General features: G+C 72.6%; 11 protein-coding genes. 2 read left to right on the forward strand and 9 right to left on the reverse strand.

Annotated elements, in window-relative coordinates; translation table 11 throughout:
• Positions 1–83: 83 nt before the first annotated feature.
• The 8 genes from ABZ117_RS30280 to ABZ117_RS30315 all read right to left on the reverse strand — a co-directional run bounded on the left by ABZ117_RS30280 (position 84) and on the right by ABZ117_RS30315 (position 10322).
• Positions 84–2087 (reverse strand): ATP-dependent DNA helicase, encoded by a 2004-nt coding sequence (locus tag ABZ117_RS30280; protein ID WP_356825271.1) that lies wholly within the window; start codon positions 2085–2087, stop codon positions 84–86.
• 236 nt (positions 2088–2323) lie between these two features.
• Positions 2324–3094, reverse strand: coding sequence for a GNAT family N-acetyltransferase (locus tag ABZ117_RS30285; RefSeq protein ID WP_356825273.1), 771 nt, complete (start codon positions 3092–3094; stop codon positions 2324–2326).
• Between the two features lie 109 nt (positions 3095–3203).
• Positions 3204–5156 (reverse strand): IucA/IucC family protein, encoded by a 1953-nt coding sequence (locus tag ABZ117_RS30290; RefSeq protein WP_356825275.1) that lies wholly within the window; start codon positions 5154–5156, stop codon positions 3204–3206.
• A 248-nt stretch (positions 5157–5404) separates the two neighbouring features.
• Positions 5405–6967 (reverse strand): diaminobutyrate--2-oxoglutarate transaminase family protein, encoded by a 1563-nt coding sequence (locus ABZ117_RS30295; RefSeq protein ID WP_356825277.1) that lies wholly within the window; start codon positions 6965–6967, stop codon positions 5405–5407.
• A 238-nt stretch (positions 6968–7205) separates the two neighbouring features.
• The gene (locus tag ABZ117_RS30300) at positions 7206–7586 is read right to left on the reverse strand and encodes a hypothetical protein (RefSeq protein WP_356825279.1); all 381 of its coding nucleotides are present in this window, start codon (positions 7584–7586) and stop codon (positions 7206–7208) included.
• A gap of 458 nt (positions 7587–8044) precedes the next feature.
• Entirely contained in the window at positions 8045–8797 is a 753-nt protein-coding gene (locus ABZ117_RS30305) for a glucose 1-dehydrogenase (RefSeq protein ID WP_356825281.1), read from the reverse strand.
• Position 8798: 1 nt separating this feature from the next.
• On the reverse strand, positions 8799–9497 hold the full coding sequence (locus ABZ117_RS30310) for an HAD family phosphatase (RefSeq protein ID WP_356825283.1): 699 nt from the start codon (positions 9495–9497) through the stop codon (positions 8799–8801).
• Between the two features lie 156 nt (positions 9498–9653).
• Entirely contained in the window at positions 9654–10322 is a 669-nt protein-coding gene (locus tag ABZ117_RS30315) for a ScbR family autoregulator-binding transcription factor (RefSeq protein ID WP_356825285.1), read from the reverse strand.
• A 203-nt stretch (positions 10323–10525) separates the two neighbouring features.
• Between ABZ117_RS30315 and ABZ117_RS30320 the strand changes: the two genes are divergently transcribed.
• The gene (locus ABZ117_RS30320; RefSeq protein ID WP_356825287.1) at positions 10526–11482 is read left to right on the forward strand and encodes a ScbA/BarX family gamma-butyrolactone biosynthesis protein; all 957 of its coding nucleotides are present in this window, start codon (positions 10526–10528) and stop codon (positions 11480–11482) included.
• 190 nt (positions 11483–11672) lie between these two features.
• Complete coding sequence (locus ABZ117_RS30325; protein ID WP_356825289.1) at positions 11673–12896, forward strand: hypothetical protein; 1224 nt, start codon at positions 11673–11675, stop codon at positions 12894–12896.
• Positions 12897–12974: 78 nt separating this feature from the next.
• Here the strand turns inward: ABZ117_RS30325 and hflX are convergent, their stop codons facing one another.
• On the reverse strand, positions 12975–14465 hold the full coding sequence (gene hflX, locus ABZ117_RS30330; RefSeq protein ID WP_356825291.1) for a GTPase HflX: 1491 nt from the start codon (positions 14463–14465) through the stop codon (positions 12975–12977).
• Positions 14466–14551: the final 86 nt, after the last annotated feature.

A 14551-nucleotide genomic window follows, 5' to 3' on the forward strand; every position in this document is an offset into this window, starting at 1 on the left:
CCCCGTTCGACCTCGCCGCGTTCGGTGACACCGAGGTACGCCCCGGCGACGACGTGGTGCGGCTCGGTCGGACCACCCCACGGTCACGTCGCCGCGTGCTCCGCCTCTGCTTGCCGGGTCTCTGCCTGCTGCGCCGCCGCGTCGATCGCAGCGAGCGACCTGCGGACCTGGTTACGGTCGGTGGTGTACCAGAAGTCCGGCAGGGACGACTTCAGATAGCCGCCGTATCGCGCGGTGGCCAGCCGCTGGTCCAGTACGGCGACCACGCCCCGGTCGCCGGACGCCCGTACGAGACGGCCGGCGCCCTGCGCCATCAGCAGGGCCGCGTGTGTCGCGGCCACCGCCATGAACCCGTTGCCTCCCGCGTCCTCCACCGCCTTCTGGCGCGCGCTCATCAGCGGATCGTCGGGGCGCGGGAACGGGATCTTGTCCATGACGACCAGCTGGCAGCTGGGTCCCGGGACGTCGACGCCCTGCCAGAGCGACAGCGTGCCGAAGAGGCAGGTCTTCGGATCAGCCGCGAAGTTCTTGATCAGTTCGCCGAGCGTCTCCTCGCCCTGGAGGAGGATCGGGAACTCGGGGATCCGGGAGCGCAACTCCTCCGCAGCGAGCTGGGCGGCCCGCATGGACGAGAACAGTCCGAGGGTGCGACCGCCGGCCGCCTGGATCAGCTCGGTCAGCTCGTCCAGCATGTCGGTCCGGTCGCCGTCCCGCGCGGGGCGCGCCAGGTGCTTGGCGACATACAGGATGCCCTGTCTGCGGTAGTCGAAGGGCGAGCCGACGTCGACGCCCTTCCACTTCGGCAGGTCCTCGCCCTCCGCGCCCTCCGGCCCGAGCCCCAGGGAGGCGCCGACCCCGTTGAAGTCGCCGCCCAGCTTGAGCGTCGCCGAGGTGAGGACGACGGCACGGTCGGCGAAGAGCTTCTCCCTGAGCAGCCCCGACACCGACATGGGGGCGACCCTGAGGGAGGCGCCGAAGCGGTCGTGCCGCTCGTACCAGACGACATCCCACTCCGAGCCGTTCACGACCCGCTCCGCCACGTCGTGCACCGACTCCACGGAGGCGAGCGCCTGCTTACGGACCGCGTCCTCGTCCTGGACGGACTTGTCGCGCGTCGCGCCGATCCCCGAGATGACCGTACGAGCGGCGTCGCGCAGCGCCATCAAGGCGTAGCCGAGGTCTTCCGGGATCTCCTCCAGGCGGCCCGGCAGAGCCAGCTCCATGAGCCGCTCGAAGCCCTCGGCGGCGGTCTGGAGCTGGTCGGCGGCCTTCTCGTTGACGAGCTTGGCGGCTCGGCGCACGGCACGGTTGACCTGGCCGGGCGTGAGTTCGCCGGTGGCGACACCGGTGACACGGGAGACGAGTTCGTGCGCCTCGTCCACGATCAGCACCTCGTGCTGGGGCAGCACCGGGGCGCCCTCGATGGCGTCGATGGCCAGCAGGGCGTGGTTGGTGACGACGACCTCGGCGAGCTTGGCGCGCTCGCGTGCCATCTCCGCGAAGCATTCGGCGCCGTACGCGCACTTCGACGCGCCCAGACACTCCCGCGACGACACCGACACCTGCGCCCAGGCGCGGTCCGAGACACCGGGGCTGAGATCGTCCCGGTCGCCGTCCTCGGTCTCGTCCGCCCAGTCCCGCAGGCGCAGCAGGTCCTGGCCCAGCTTGCTGGTGGGAGCGGCGGCCTCGAACTGGTCGAAGAGGCCCTCCTCCTCGTCCTGCGGCATGCCCTCGTGCAGCCGGTGCAGGCACAGGTAGTTCGACCGGCCCTTGAGCATGGCGAACTCCGGACGGCGGCGCAGCAGCGGGTGCAGGGCGTCGACCGTGCGCGGCAGGTCGCGCTCCACGAGCTGGCGCTGGAGGGCGAGTGTGGCCGTCGCGACGATCACCCGTTCTCCGTGCGCGAGCGCGGGCACGAGATAGCCCAGCGACTTTCCGGTGCCGGTGCCGGCCTGGACCAGCAGGTGGGATCCGTCGTCGATCGCCTCGGCGACCGCTTCGGCCATGGTGACCTGGCCGGGACGCTCCGTACCGCCGACGGCAGCGACGGCGGCATGCAGGAGTTCGGGGAGTGAGGGCTTCGTCATAGCCCGACCACCCTACGGCCCTGCACTGACAAACGGGGTCTCGTGACGGGGAGGGGGGACGGGATCACGACCGGGGGCTCCTGGCGGTGGCGGGTGGGATCGAGGGCCGGGATGGACAGACGGGTCGCGTGGAGGGGTCCTCGAGGTGCGATCGGCGAAGTGGGAGATTTCTTCGGTCGCGGGAACACCGCGGACCCGCCGTTCGTATCTCATGGTGAGTGCTCGATGACCCAGTGCTACAAGACATGGCGCAGGACCCGGTCCCGGATCATGAGGGCGGCCCGCTTGGCAGGCAGGTCGACCTCGGCCGCGTACCGGAAGCCCGCGCCCAGGAACGCGGCCACGGAGGGGGTGTTGCGCAGATCGGGTTCCGCTACGACACGTGCGCAGACGGGGCGCCGGTCGAGGATCAGGTCGGCCACGGACCGGAGCAGGACGGATCCCAGTCCCCGCCCGCGGTCGGCGGCATCACCGACGAGGAGGTGGATCCCGGTGTCGTGCGGACGGGCCGGGTAGTGGCGGGCCAGTGGGTCCAGGTCCGCGCGGTAGATCTCCCAGTAACTCATCGGGGTGCCGTCCAGTGCGCCGAGGCACGGCACGCTGTGTCCGGCGCCGGCCAGTTGGGTCCGCAGGTGGTCCTCCGTCCGGCTGGGGGGTCCGGCCAGTTCCCAGAAGGGGGCGACGGCGGGGTCGTTCATCCAGCGGTGGACGAGCGGCAGGTCGTGCTCGATGTGTACGGGCATGAGGCGGAAGGTGCCGGCCGAGGTGGCGACCGGCCCCCAGGCTGAGGGCCGGTCGAGCAGACCGACCGTCGTTCCGGTGCAGAAGGCGATGAAGTCGGCGGGCAGACGCAGGTCCAGGGTGTCCTCGCTGTCCGGGTCGTCGTCCTCGACGGTGAACCCGCGGAAGCGTGAGCTGCGGGGGGCCGCGGTGTCCGCTCCGGGGCCGGCGCAGCCCTGGCGGACAGGGGCGGGGCTGGTTGCGGCGCCGGCGTCGGTGGGAGGCACGGTGCGCTCCTCTCAGGAGACGAGGTGGTCATGTTCCTCGGATGTGCGGGAAGACGGCGCGGCTCGCCCGGGGTGCGCTCCGCCCAGGGGGCGCCTCGGGGCGTTGCGCTCAGGAATGGAAGGGGTTGGCGATGGTGACGTAGACGGACTGCGTGTCGACCGGGCCGACGAGTTCGTCCAGGCCGTGCAGCCGGGTCAGCAGATTGGCCTTGCAGCGCAGGACGGGTGAGTCGAGCAGGCGGCCGGGCAGGGAGGTGCGCAGCGGGGCGGGTCCCGTGGCGAGGTCGGTGAGGAAGCGGCGGAAGGCCGCGAGGAGCAGCCGCTCGTCGGCGAGCCGCTGGGAGCCGAAGGCGCCGATGAGGCCCAGCACGTTGTTGACGGCGAGGTAGTAGGCGAAGCGTTCGTCGGTGACCTCGTCGGAGACGAAGGTGTCGCTGTGCTCACCGATGCCGGGCAGCCGGGCTTCCAGTTCGGCTCGCCGGGACTCGCGGAAGTAGTACCCCTGGTTGTCACGGTAGCGGCCACCGGCGGGCCAGCCGTCACGGTCGAGCAGGAGCAGGGTGTTCTGCTGGTGGGCCTCCAGGGCGATGCCGGCCTCGCCGTCCAGCCAGAGCACGGGGCGCACGACGTGCTCCAGGTAACGGAGGAACCACTCCGTGGCGACGGCGCCGACCGGTCGGCCGGTGCGTGCGGCGAGCCGCCCGACGAGTCGTTCCAGCCGGGAGCGCATCGGCCAGGTCGCCTGTCCCCGCGACGGCATGGCGGTCTGCTCGGCACAGGGACGGGGCGAGAGCAGTCCGGCGAGGCAGCCGGCGTCGTCGGCCGGGGCGAACGGGTTGTGCCGGATCACCGCGTCGAGGCCCGGCACGGGCAGCCCGTCCGGGTCGTCGACGGCGAGCCAGGCGGGGTCGCGGACGATGTCGAAGCCGGGGTGCACGGCCTGCCACTGCTCGGCCAGGCCGGTGCGCAGCAGCCGGTGCACCTCGACTCCGCGGTGCAGTTCCTTGCGCAGGTTCTCGCGGCGGGAGTTGGTGATACGGAGGCCCAGCGACAGCTTGAGCATCGCGGGGGCGCCGGACCGGTGGACGGTTCGTACGGAGGAGGTGGGGTGCCAGGGAGCGCCGAGCGGGCCGAGGTCGCGCAGGAGTCCTGAGTCGAGGAGTGCGGCGACGGACGGGCGGTGCCGTACCTCACGGGCCTGCCAGGGGTGCAGCGGCAGGGCGGTGTAGCCGTCGGGCAGCGGGAGCCCGGTTCCGGCGAGACGTCGGACGAGGTGGCCTGCGGGGACGGGACGGCCGCGTTCGGTCCAGGCGGAGTCGGTCGCGAGGAGGGAGGGGGCGACCGCCAGCCAGTGCAGAGGGAAGGAGCCGTGCAGCTCGGGTGAGTACCGGTCGGCCTCGGCCTCGGTCAGGCCTTCCCGGCTCTTCGGGGTCGGGTGCAGCGGGTGGCCGAGAAGGAGGGACTGTTCGGCGCTGAGGAAGAGGTCGGGGGCGTCGGCGGGATGCTCGCGCCGGTGACGGATGAAAGCGGCGGTGCGGCGGACGGAGTCGGCCACTCGCGCCACCAGGTCGTCGTCGCCGGGGCCGGCGGCGGTGTGCTGCGGGGTGCGGATGGCACTGCCCTGGTCATCTGCCGGTTCCCTGACGAGGAGTGCCGCGAGTGTGACGGCGTCGACGGGCGGCGCGGTCTCGGGAGCGGCGGTGAAGCGGGGAGGACCGAAGCGGTGCCAGCCCGTCGGGGACCAGTAGCGGACCGGCACGGTCAGGGCGGTGCCGCTGGCGGGCAGCGGGAGGTGGAGGCTGCCGGTCGTGGGGGCGGCGAGGCCGGTCTCGCGGACCCAGCAGCGCAGGAGGTTCTCCACGGCGGCGGCTTGGGCCGCGGTGCGGGGATCGGGGCTCTCCAGGGGATCGGCGCCGGGATCGGTCCGTCGCGTCAGGTCCGTGTCCCGCCGCTTCTGCTGGGGGACCGACTCGGTGAGCGGTACGGGTGTCGCCGGGGCGCCGGAGCCTCCCGGTTCCTCGGGGGCGCCGGAGTGGCCGTCGGGGGTGGGTGTGGCGTTCATGACGGCTCCTCGGGGCTGGAGGTGAGGTGGTGCGGCTCGGTCGGCCGGCCGCTCGGTCGCCGCGTCCCCTGGGGGGTGGTTTCCGGAGCGGGTGGGCCCGGAGAACGGAATGTGGACGAGAAGGCTTTGCGGTCTGTGCCGGCGGGCGGCGTCGGCGCGGATGTCCGGGAAAGGGGGCGTGGGGTGAGGGGACGGAGTGTCGGCGTGAGGGGTGGCGACGGGGGGGCCGGGTAGGGCGCGGGTGGTGCTCAGCCCGCGCGCTCGGCGGGGCTGTGGCGGCCTTGGTGTCGTGGGCCGTGGGTCTCGTGCCGGCGGGCGACGGCCGCCACCGCGTCGGCCAGGCGGTCGAGTACGGCCGTCGCCTGTTCGTCACTGATCGTCAGCGGGGGGAGCAGCCGGACCACGGACGCGTGACGGCCCCCGAGTTCGACGATCAGGCCCCGCTGGAGGCACTCGCGCTGTACGGCGGCGGCGAGTCGGGGCGCGGCGGGGTGCGGAGCGCGGGTGGGTTCCCGTCCGGCCGGTGCGGCGCCGCGCCCGCCGGGGGCGGGTCCGGAACCGGCAGCCAGTCCGGAGCCGGAGCCAAAGGCGGGTACGGAGCCGGCATCGGGGGTGGGTACGGAGCCGGAATCGGGGCCGGGTCCGGAGCCTGGGGCGGGTCCGTCGGTTTCGGGGTCGACCAGTTCCAGCCCGATCATCAGACCCCGCCCCCGCACGTCACCCACACAGGCGAACTCGTCGGCCAGGCACCGGAGTCGGGACAGCATGCGGGAGCCGAGGGTGGCGGCGCGGTCGGCGAGGCCGTTCTCACGGACGTAGGCGAGGGTGGCGGTGCCCGCGGCCATGGCGAGCTGGTTGCCGCGGAACGTGCCGGCGTGGGCGCCGGGCTGCCAGACGTCGAGATCCTGGCGGTAGACGATCACGGCCAGGGGGAGGCTGCCGCCGATGGCCTTGGACAGGACCATGACGTCGGGGGTGATGCCGCTGTGGCCGACGGCCCAGAAGCTGCCCGTCCGGCCGACTCCGGTCTGGACCTCGTCGGCGATCAGCGGGATGGCCCGGTCCGCCGTGAGCTGTCGCATGCGCCGCAGCCAGTCGTCCGGGGCGGGAATGACGCCGCCCTCGCCCTGGACGGGTTCGACGATCATCCCGGCGGGCAGGGGGACGCCCGACTTGGGGTCGTCGAGGAGGGACTCCGTCCAGCGGGCGGCGAGTTCGGCGCCGCGCGCGCCGCCGACACCGAAGGGGCAACGGTAGTCCTGCGGGTAGGGCAGGCGGGTGACCCGGACGTCGGGGGCGCCACCGGAGACGGCCAGGGCGCCGGCGGTCATGCCGTGGTAGGCGCCGGTGAAGGCGAGCATGCCGGTACGGCCCGTCGCGGCCCGCACCAGGGTGAGGGCGGCCTCGACGGCGTCGGTGCCGGCCGGTCCGCAGAACTGCACGCGGGCACGGCCGGCGAGGCCGGGCGGAAGCGTGCGGAACAACTCCGTGACGAAGGCGTCCTTGACGGGCGTGGCCAGGTCGAGCACGGAGAGGGGGGCGCCGGAGTCGAGGACCGCGCGGATGGCCTCCAGCACCACCGGGTGGTTGTGGCCGAGCGCGAGGGCGCCGGCGCCGGAGAGGCAGTCGAGGTAGCGGCGTCCGTCGGCGCCCTCGATGGTGAGCCCGCGCGCCCGGACGGGCACGATCGGCAGGGCGCGGGCGTAGGTGCGCGCCGAGGACTCACGCGCCGACTGGCGTCTGAGAATGCCCTCGTGCACGGCCCGCGCTTGCCCGGGTGTGCCTCCTGCCACCGACTCCGTAACGGCCACGGCGCGCTGTCCTCCCCGCTGTCCAGAGGCGAGTTGATCCGCGGGGACCGGGCGAAGCCGGCAGTCCCCCCACCGCCTACAACCGCGGACCGTTCAGCGGGTTACGGGTTGCGTCGAGATCGGTGCCGTGACTGCCGGAAGGCGTCGTGCGGCTCCGGCGCGGCGTCCGTGCCGTGCGGGCGCGGTCCGGGTCCGGCCGGGCGTGGGCTCGCCGTCCGGGGCGGGACCGGAGGGCCGTTCAGTGTGCCGTCTGCGGGGTCCGCCCCTTCGCGAACTCCCGCACCTGCGCGGCGGCGGCCACGACGTCGTCCGGCAGCGTGTCGATGCCGACCGTGGCGGTGGCCGGTTGCAGGAGAACCAGCTTCAGGTGCATCTGTGCCTGCCCGTCCCGGGGCGAGCAAGTCGAGAGGATCGGGGCCGGCGAGCGGGTCGGGGGGTCCGGGTCCCGGGTGATGCGGGCGGCCGTGTACCGGGGCTGGGGGTGGCGGCCGTCGACCCGTTCGCCCGCGTCCTCGCGGCCGAGGGCCAGCGGCGAGGCCGCGGTCTTGAGGGCGTCGGAGCGGCGGGTGGTCCGGAGAGGGGTGCCCAGGAGCGTGCGTGGTGCTCTCGGCCTTGTCATCCGGCGGGTTGAGGTGGACGGCCCGCTGGCCGAGCGGGGTGATCCGGGCGTGGTCGCGTACCAGCGGGCTGATCCGGGCGTGGTCGCGTACCAGCGGGCTGATCCGGGCGTGGTCGCGTACCAGCAGGCTCATCCCGGCGCGGTCTCGTACCAGCGGACTCATCCCGGCGCGATCTCGTACCAGCGGACTCATCCCGGCGCGATCTCGTACCAGCAGGCTCATCCCGGCGCGGCCTCCTACCAGCGGACTCATCCAGGCCTGGTCGCGTACCAGCAGGATGCTGGAGGACGCCGCTGTCCAGCGAACTCGTGCAGGCCCCACGGAGCCCCCGGTCCCCCGGCCGAACTCGTGCAGGCCCCGGGCCCCCACGAAGCCTCCGGCCTCCCAGCCGAACTCGTGCAGGCCCCGCCGCCCCTCAGAGCGCCCGGTGTTCCGGCCGGGCGCCGGCCTCGCCGGCTCAGACCGCCGTCCGGCCGCCGTCGACCGGCACCGCCGCGCCCGTCACGAAGGCCGCCCGGTCGCTGCACAGCCAGGCCGCGGCCTGGGCGATCTCCTCGGGCGAGGCCATGCGCCGGCGGAGCGTACGGGCCTCGAAGCGTTCCTCCAGCTCCCGCGACCCGCCGATGACCTGGTCCATCATCTCGGTGCGCGTGCTGCCCACGACCAGCGCGTTGACCCGGATCCCGCGGTCGCCGTACTCGCGTGCGGCGGCCCGGCTCAGGCCGATCACCGCGTGTTTGGCGGCCACGTACGCGGCGGAGGCGCTGGAGGCCAGTACCCCGGCGACGCTCGAGGTGTTCACGACGGCTCCGCCGCCGGAGGCGAGCATCGCCGGGATCTGGCGGCGCAGGCAGTTCCAGACGCCGCGCACGTTGACGTCCATCGTGCGGGCGTAGTCCTCGTCGTCCATCTCCAGCAGGGGCGTGCCGACGGTGGCGTAACCGGCGTTGTTGAACGCCGCGTCGAGGCTGCCGAAGGTGTCGACGGCGGCCCGGACGGCCCGTCCGACGTCCTCGGGCGAGCAGACGTCACCCTGCGCCGCGAGCGCGCGTCCGCCCGCCGCCCGGATCTCCGCCACCAGCTGTCCGAGGCGGTCCCCGCGCCGGGCCATGAGCACCACGGCGGCGCCCTCCTCGGCGAACAGCCGGGCGGCGGCGGCGCCGATGCCGCTGGACGCGCCGGTGATCATGGCCACCTTGCCGTTGAGCATGTCAGTCCCGCCAGACGGTGCCGAGCGCCGCTTCTTCGTCCAGGGTCCGCAGCAGTTCCTCGTCGACGGCGTGCAGGGAGTCCACGATGTGCCGCACCCCGGCCTCGCGCATCAGCTGCGGCTGGAAGCTGTGCCGGAAGTCGGTGGGATGGCCGATGAAGGGCACGTTCAGCTCTCTGGCGGCACGGCCGACGTTCGCCACGTCGTCGATGAAGACGGCCTCGTCGTACTTGAGGCCGAAGTACTCGGTGACGATCTCGTGGATGCCGGGGCGGAACGCGTCGGTGCAGATGTACCCGGGGTGGTCGAAGAGGTCCGCGTGCGGGCCGAGGAACGTGTCGAAGTGGCCCTTGCCGAGGCCGCCGTAGCAGACGGTCCGCAGGCCGGCGGCGCGCAGCCGCCGCAGGAGTTCCACCGCGCCCTCGTTGAGCCGCACGGGGTGGGTCTCCACGTACTGCGCGCGTTCCCGGAAGTACAGCTCCAGCGCTCCTTCCGGGGTGACGGATCCGCCGATCGCCTCGGCCAGGAGCCGGCCGGCGACCGCGCGTGGCTGCGAGAAGATGCTGCGTTCCAGCTCGGCGGTGTAGGCGCAGCCCCGGTCGACCAGGAAGCGGTGGATGACCGGGCTGAAGGTGTCGTTGAGCAGGACGCCGTCGATGTTGACCGCGGCGAGGCGTAGCCGGCTGAGCGTGTGGACCATGGGTTACTCCCCCTACGGTGGCGCGAACCCCGTCAGGTGCCCGAACGGCCCCGCGGGACAGACCTGTCGGGAGACAGGGCGTACGACGCGGGACACCTTACGTGCAGGTGCCCCGTCGGCCGCGGGGGTGGGTGATCTTGCTCGGGGCGGGCCGGCTCAGCCGGTGGCACCACCCGGGGCGCCGACGGGAGCCGGTGCTTCCTCGGCCGCCAGGGCTCGGGCGGGATCGACCGCGGTGCGGGCGACCACGGTCGGCACGGCGACGCCCGGCAGCAGCAGCCGCCACATCCGCACCACCCGGTCGGACAGGTCGGCGCGTCCGGTCTCGGCCGCCGCGTACATCTGCATGCCGGTACAGGCCTCGACGATCAGCTGGGCGAGTTCCCACGGCTCGACACCGGCCTGGAGTTCCCCCTTGTCCCGGGCGGCCCGGAGACACTCCTCCATGATCTGGCTCCATGCCCGGTAGGGGCTGGAGTCGCGCAGTCCGAAGGTCGTCTGCTCGCCGGTGAGCCGGACCCCGGCCCGCAACAGCGGGTCGGTCTGGAGCCGGCGTGCCCAGATCAGCGTGATGTCGACCAGCCGTTGCAGGCCCTGGGACTCCAGGTACGGCAGGATCGTGTCGGACTGGGCGTTCATCACGGCCTTGGCGAGGGCTTCCTTGGACTCGAAGTGGAAGTACAGGGCTCCCGCCGTGACCCCGGCCCGTTTGAGGATGCGGCTGATACTGGCGCCCGCGAAGCCGTACTCGTCGAAGACCTCCGCCGCCGCGAGGATGAGCGCCCCGCGCGTCTGGATCGCCCGCTCCTGCCTGGGTTGCCCCACGACGTCCCCTCCTTCATCAAATGAAACGTTCTCTATGTTAAGCGGCAACGAGCAGGTCGCCCCGCTCACAGCCTTGCATGAGACCGGATTCCGCCGCGCCGGCACCTTTTATTTACCGTCACTTTACCCACAACAAAACGACCACTCTTTATGTTGTGGGCGCAGTCAGGTGGTAACCGACGTTCGCGCCCAGGGGGATTCACATGCCGGTCATCACCAGCCGGGAAGGGCGCAGCGCGCCGGGGTCCACACCCGTCCTCGACCGCGTACCACGGGAGCTGGTCCACAAGCTGGCCGACTCCGAGGTGCTGCTGACGGGATGCCGGACGGTCGCCCCCGACACGTTCCTGGTCACCGCCCGCCGGCCCGCCGACCACGCCTTCTACGGCCCCGTCAACGGCCTGTCCGACCCGCTGTTCGCAGCGGAATCGATTCGTCAGGCGGTCCCGCTGCTCAGCCACGTCGCCTACGACGTGCCGTTCGGGCACCGCCAGTCCTGGGACCATTACCGGCAGACGCTCCTCCCCGCCACCCTGACCGACGGCGCGACGGCGGCCGGCACAGAACTGCGCATCTCCTGCACCGACGTGGTGCGCCGGGCCGGACGGCTGGCCTCGCTCACCATGCGGGTCGGCCTGGTCCGCGACGGCCTGCCGCTCGGCACCGCGGAGCTGGCCTTCCACAACCACCCGCCGGCCGTCTACCGGCGGCTGCGCGGCCGTTACGCCGACCTCGAGCGGGCCACCGCGCAAGCCGTGCCCCCCGCGCACCCGATGACGCCCGGTGAGGTCGCGCGCCGGCGGTCCGCCGACGTCGTCCTGGCGGCCACCGGGGAGCCCGGCCGCAGCCGGCTGCGGGTGGACCTGTCCCACCCGGTGCTCTTCGACCACCCGGTGGACCACGTTCCCGGCATGCTGCTGCTGGAGGCCGCGCGGCAGGCCGCGCACCGGGCCGCGCACCCCGAGCCGATGGTGGTGACCGGCCTGGAAGCCGACTTCAGGCGCTACGTCGAGCTGGACGCGCCGTGCTGGATCGAGACCACCCGGGAACCCGCCGGCGCCACCGGACAGGGCGCCACCGGACAACGGGTGCGCGTCACCGCCGTGCAGCGCGACGAAACCCTGTTCACCTCCGTCGTCACGCTCACCCCGGCCTGGTGAGCACGCAGACGTAGCAGGTCAGGCGGCTTGTAGCCGAACCGTTGCCGTCCCGTCGGAACTCCCCCGCGGCGACCGCATAGGGTGTGATGCCGTTCCGCAAGGATGCGGCCCGGCATGAACTCCACCCAGGGGGCAGGCCGGTTGCGCGTCCTCATCGCCGAGTTCCTTCACAGCATGGGGAGTCAGAAGCATGCGATCCATACGGCCGTCGTTCACCGTTCGGCGGGGGAGGGTCCCGCACCGGACCTCCCGCGCGCTGACGGCGGTCGCCCTCGCCTCGGCGCTGGCGATGACCGCCACGGCCTGCGGCGGGGACGACAACGCCGACGGCAAGCCCTCCGCGGGCGCGACCGCGGGCGGCTCCGGCGACGGCAGACTCAGGATCCCGGACGACCTCAGGCAGAGGCTCAAGGAGCACGGGATCGACATCGACAAGTGGAAGAACGGCGCCTGGAGGAACTGGAACAAGCAGGACTGGCTGCGCGAGGCCAATGACTTCGTCAACCCGATGATCAAGGGCCTGTGGAACCCGGACCGCATGCGGCACGCCGACGACCCGGACAAGGGCGTCGACGACAACGACATCACCGGGGACCAGGGCGTGACGGACCCGGCGCCGCAGCCCGTGCGGGCGCGGACGGTCGCCCCGCCGTACCACAGCAACGCGGCCACCTCGGGCAAGCTGCTCTTCGACGCCCCCGAGGGCACCATGGTCTGCTCGGCGACGGTCGTGACGGACCCCGCGCACCCGGGCAAGTCCGACCTCGTCTGGACGGCCGGCCACTGTGTGCACGCCGGCAAGAAGGGCGGCTGGTACCGCAACATCGCCTTCGTGCCGTCGTACAACGACCAGGGCAGGTCGGCCGCCGAGCTGGAGAACGCCGGCCGCTCCGAGGCCGCCCCGTACGGCGTCTGGTGGGCCGACGCGGCGAAGACCTCCCAGCAGTGGATCAGCGAGGGCGGTGCGACGGGCGGCAACGGCGCCTCGTACGACTTCGCCGTCATCCATGTGACCCCGGAGCGGGGCAGCGGCGGCAAGTCGCTGGAGGAGACCGTCGGCGGGGCGCTGCCGGTCGATTTCGACGCGCCGGCCGTGCCGAAGGTGCAGAGTCTCACCGTGTCCGGGTATCCGGCGGCGGCGCCGTACGACGGTCAGCTGCTGTACCAGTGCCAGGACCGGCCGGGCCGGCTGTCCATGGACCGGTCCGACCCCACGATGTACCGGATCGGCTGCACGATGACCGGTGGCTCCTCCGGCGGCGGCTGGGTGGAGACGGGCGCCGACGGCAAGCCGGCGCTGGTGTCCAACACGTCCATCGGCCCGGTGAGTTCGGGCTGGCTGGCCGGCCCCCGGCTGGGCGAGGTGGCCAAGGGCGTGTACGACTCGGTGAGCAAGCAGTTCGCCGGCCGGTAGCCGGCCGCGTCGTCACGGCAGGGCGAAGGCCCGCCGCCCCCGAGGGGGTGGCGGGCCTTCGTGGCTCGGTGCCGTGGGTCAGGCCGTGGCGACCGTGGCGTACGGTGCCAGGTCCGACGCCAGTTCCTCGTGCACCCGGGCCTTGAGCAGGGTGCCCTCCGCGGTGTGCTCCTCGGAGATCACCTCGCCCTCGGTGTGGGCGCGGGCGACCAGGTTGCCGTGCGTGTAGGGCACGAGCGCGTCGACCTCGACCGAGGGGTGGGGCAGCTCGTCGTCGATCAGGGCGAGCAGCTTGTCGATGCCCTGTCCGGTGCGGGCCGACACGGCGATCGAGTGCTTCTCGACCCGCAGCAGCCGCTGGAGGACCAGCGGGTCGGCCGCGTCCGCCTTGTTGATCACGACGATCTCGGGCACGCCGGTGGCACCGACGTCCCGGATCACCTCGCGGACGGCGGCGAGCTGCTCCTCCGGGGTCGGGTGCGAGCCGTCCACCACGTGCAGGATCAGGTCGGAGTCGCCGACCTCCTCCATGGTGGAGCGGAACGCCTCGACCAGGTGGTGCGGCAGGTGCCGGACGAAGCCGACGGTGTCCGCCAGGGTGTACAGCCGGCCGCTCGGGGTCTCCGCCCGGCGGACGGTCGGGTCCAGGGTCGCGAACAGGGCGTTCTCGACCAGGACACCGGCGCCCGTGAGGCGGTTGAGCAGGGACGACTTCCCGGCGTTGGTGTAGCCCGCGATCGCCACGGACGGCACCTTGTTGCGCCGGCGCTCCTGCCGCTTGACCTCGCGGCCGGTCTTCATGTCCGCGATCTCCCGGCGCATCTTCGCCATCTTCTCGCGGATCCGCCGCCGGTCGGTCTCGATCTTGGTCTCACCGGGGCCACGCGTGGCGAGACCGCCGCGGCCGCCACCCATCTGCCGGGACAGCGACTGACCCCAGCCGCGCAGCCGCGGCAGCATGTACTGCATCTGCGCGAGCTCGACCTGCGCCTTGCCCTCGCGGGACTTGGCGTGCTGGGCGAAGATGTCCAGGATCAGGGCCGTACGGTCGATGACCTTGACCTTGACGACGTCCTCCAGCTGGATCAGCTGGCCGGGGCTCAGCTCACCGTCGCAGATGACGGTGTCCGCGCCCGTCTCCAGGACGATGTCGCGCAGCTCCAGGGCCTTGCCGGAGCCGATGTAGGTGGCCGCGTCGGGCTTGTCGCGGCGCTGGATGACGCCGTCGAGGACGAGCGCGCCCGCGGTCTCGGCGAGGGCGGCCAGCTCCGCGAGCGAGTTGTCGGCGTCCTGCACGGTGCCGGTGGTCCACACGCCGACGAGCACGACCCGCTCCAGACGGAGCTGGCGGTACTCGACCTCGGTGACGTCCTCCAGCTCGGTGGACAGGCCCGCCACACGGCGCAGGGCCGCACGCTCCGAACGGTCGAACTGGTCGCCGTCCCGCTCGCCGTCGATCTCGGAGCTCCAGGCGCCGTCCTCTTCCATCAGGGCATCGGCCCGAAGACCTTCGGGGTAGGCGTGCGCGAGGCGCTTGGTGTCCTGGGAAGGGGAAGAAGAGGAGGTCATTTGATCCTTTACGTCGATGAGAGTGCCGTTACGGCGTTCGTACGGCGGCCGACTCGACCGCTCGTGGTGTACAACGCGCGGGTACC

This window comes from Streptomyces sp. NPDC006309 (assembly GCF_040613095.1).
In the GTDB taxonomy this organism is placed as follows: Bacteria; Actinomycetota; Actinomycetes; order Streptomycetales; family Streptomycetaceae; genus Streptomyces.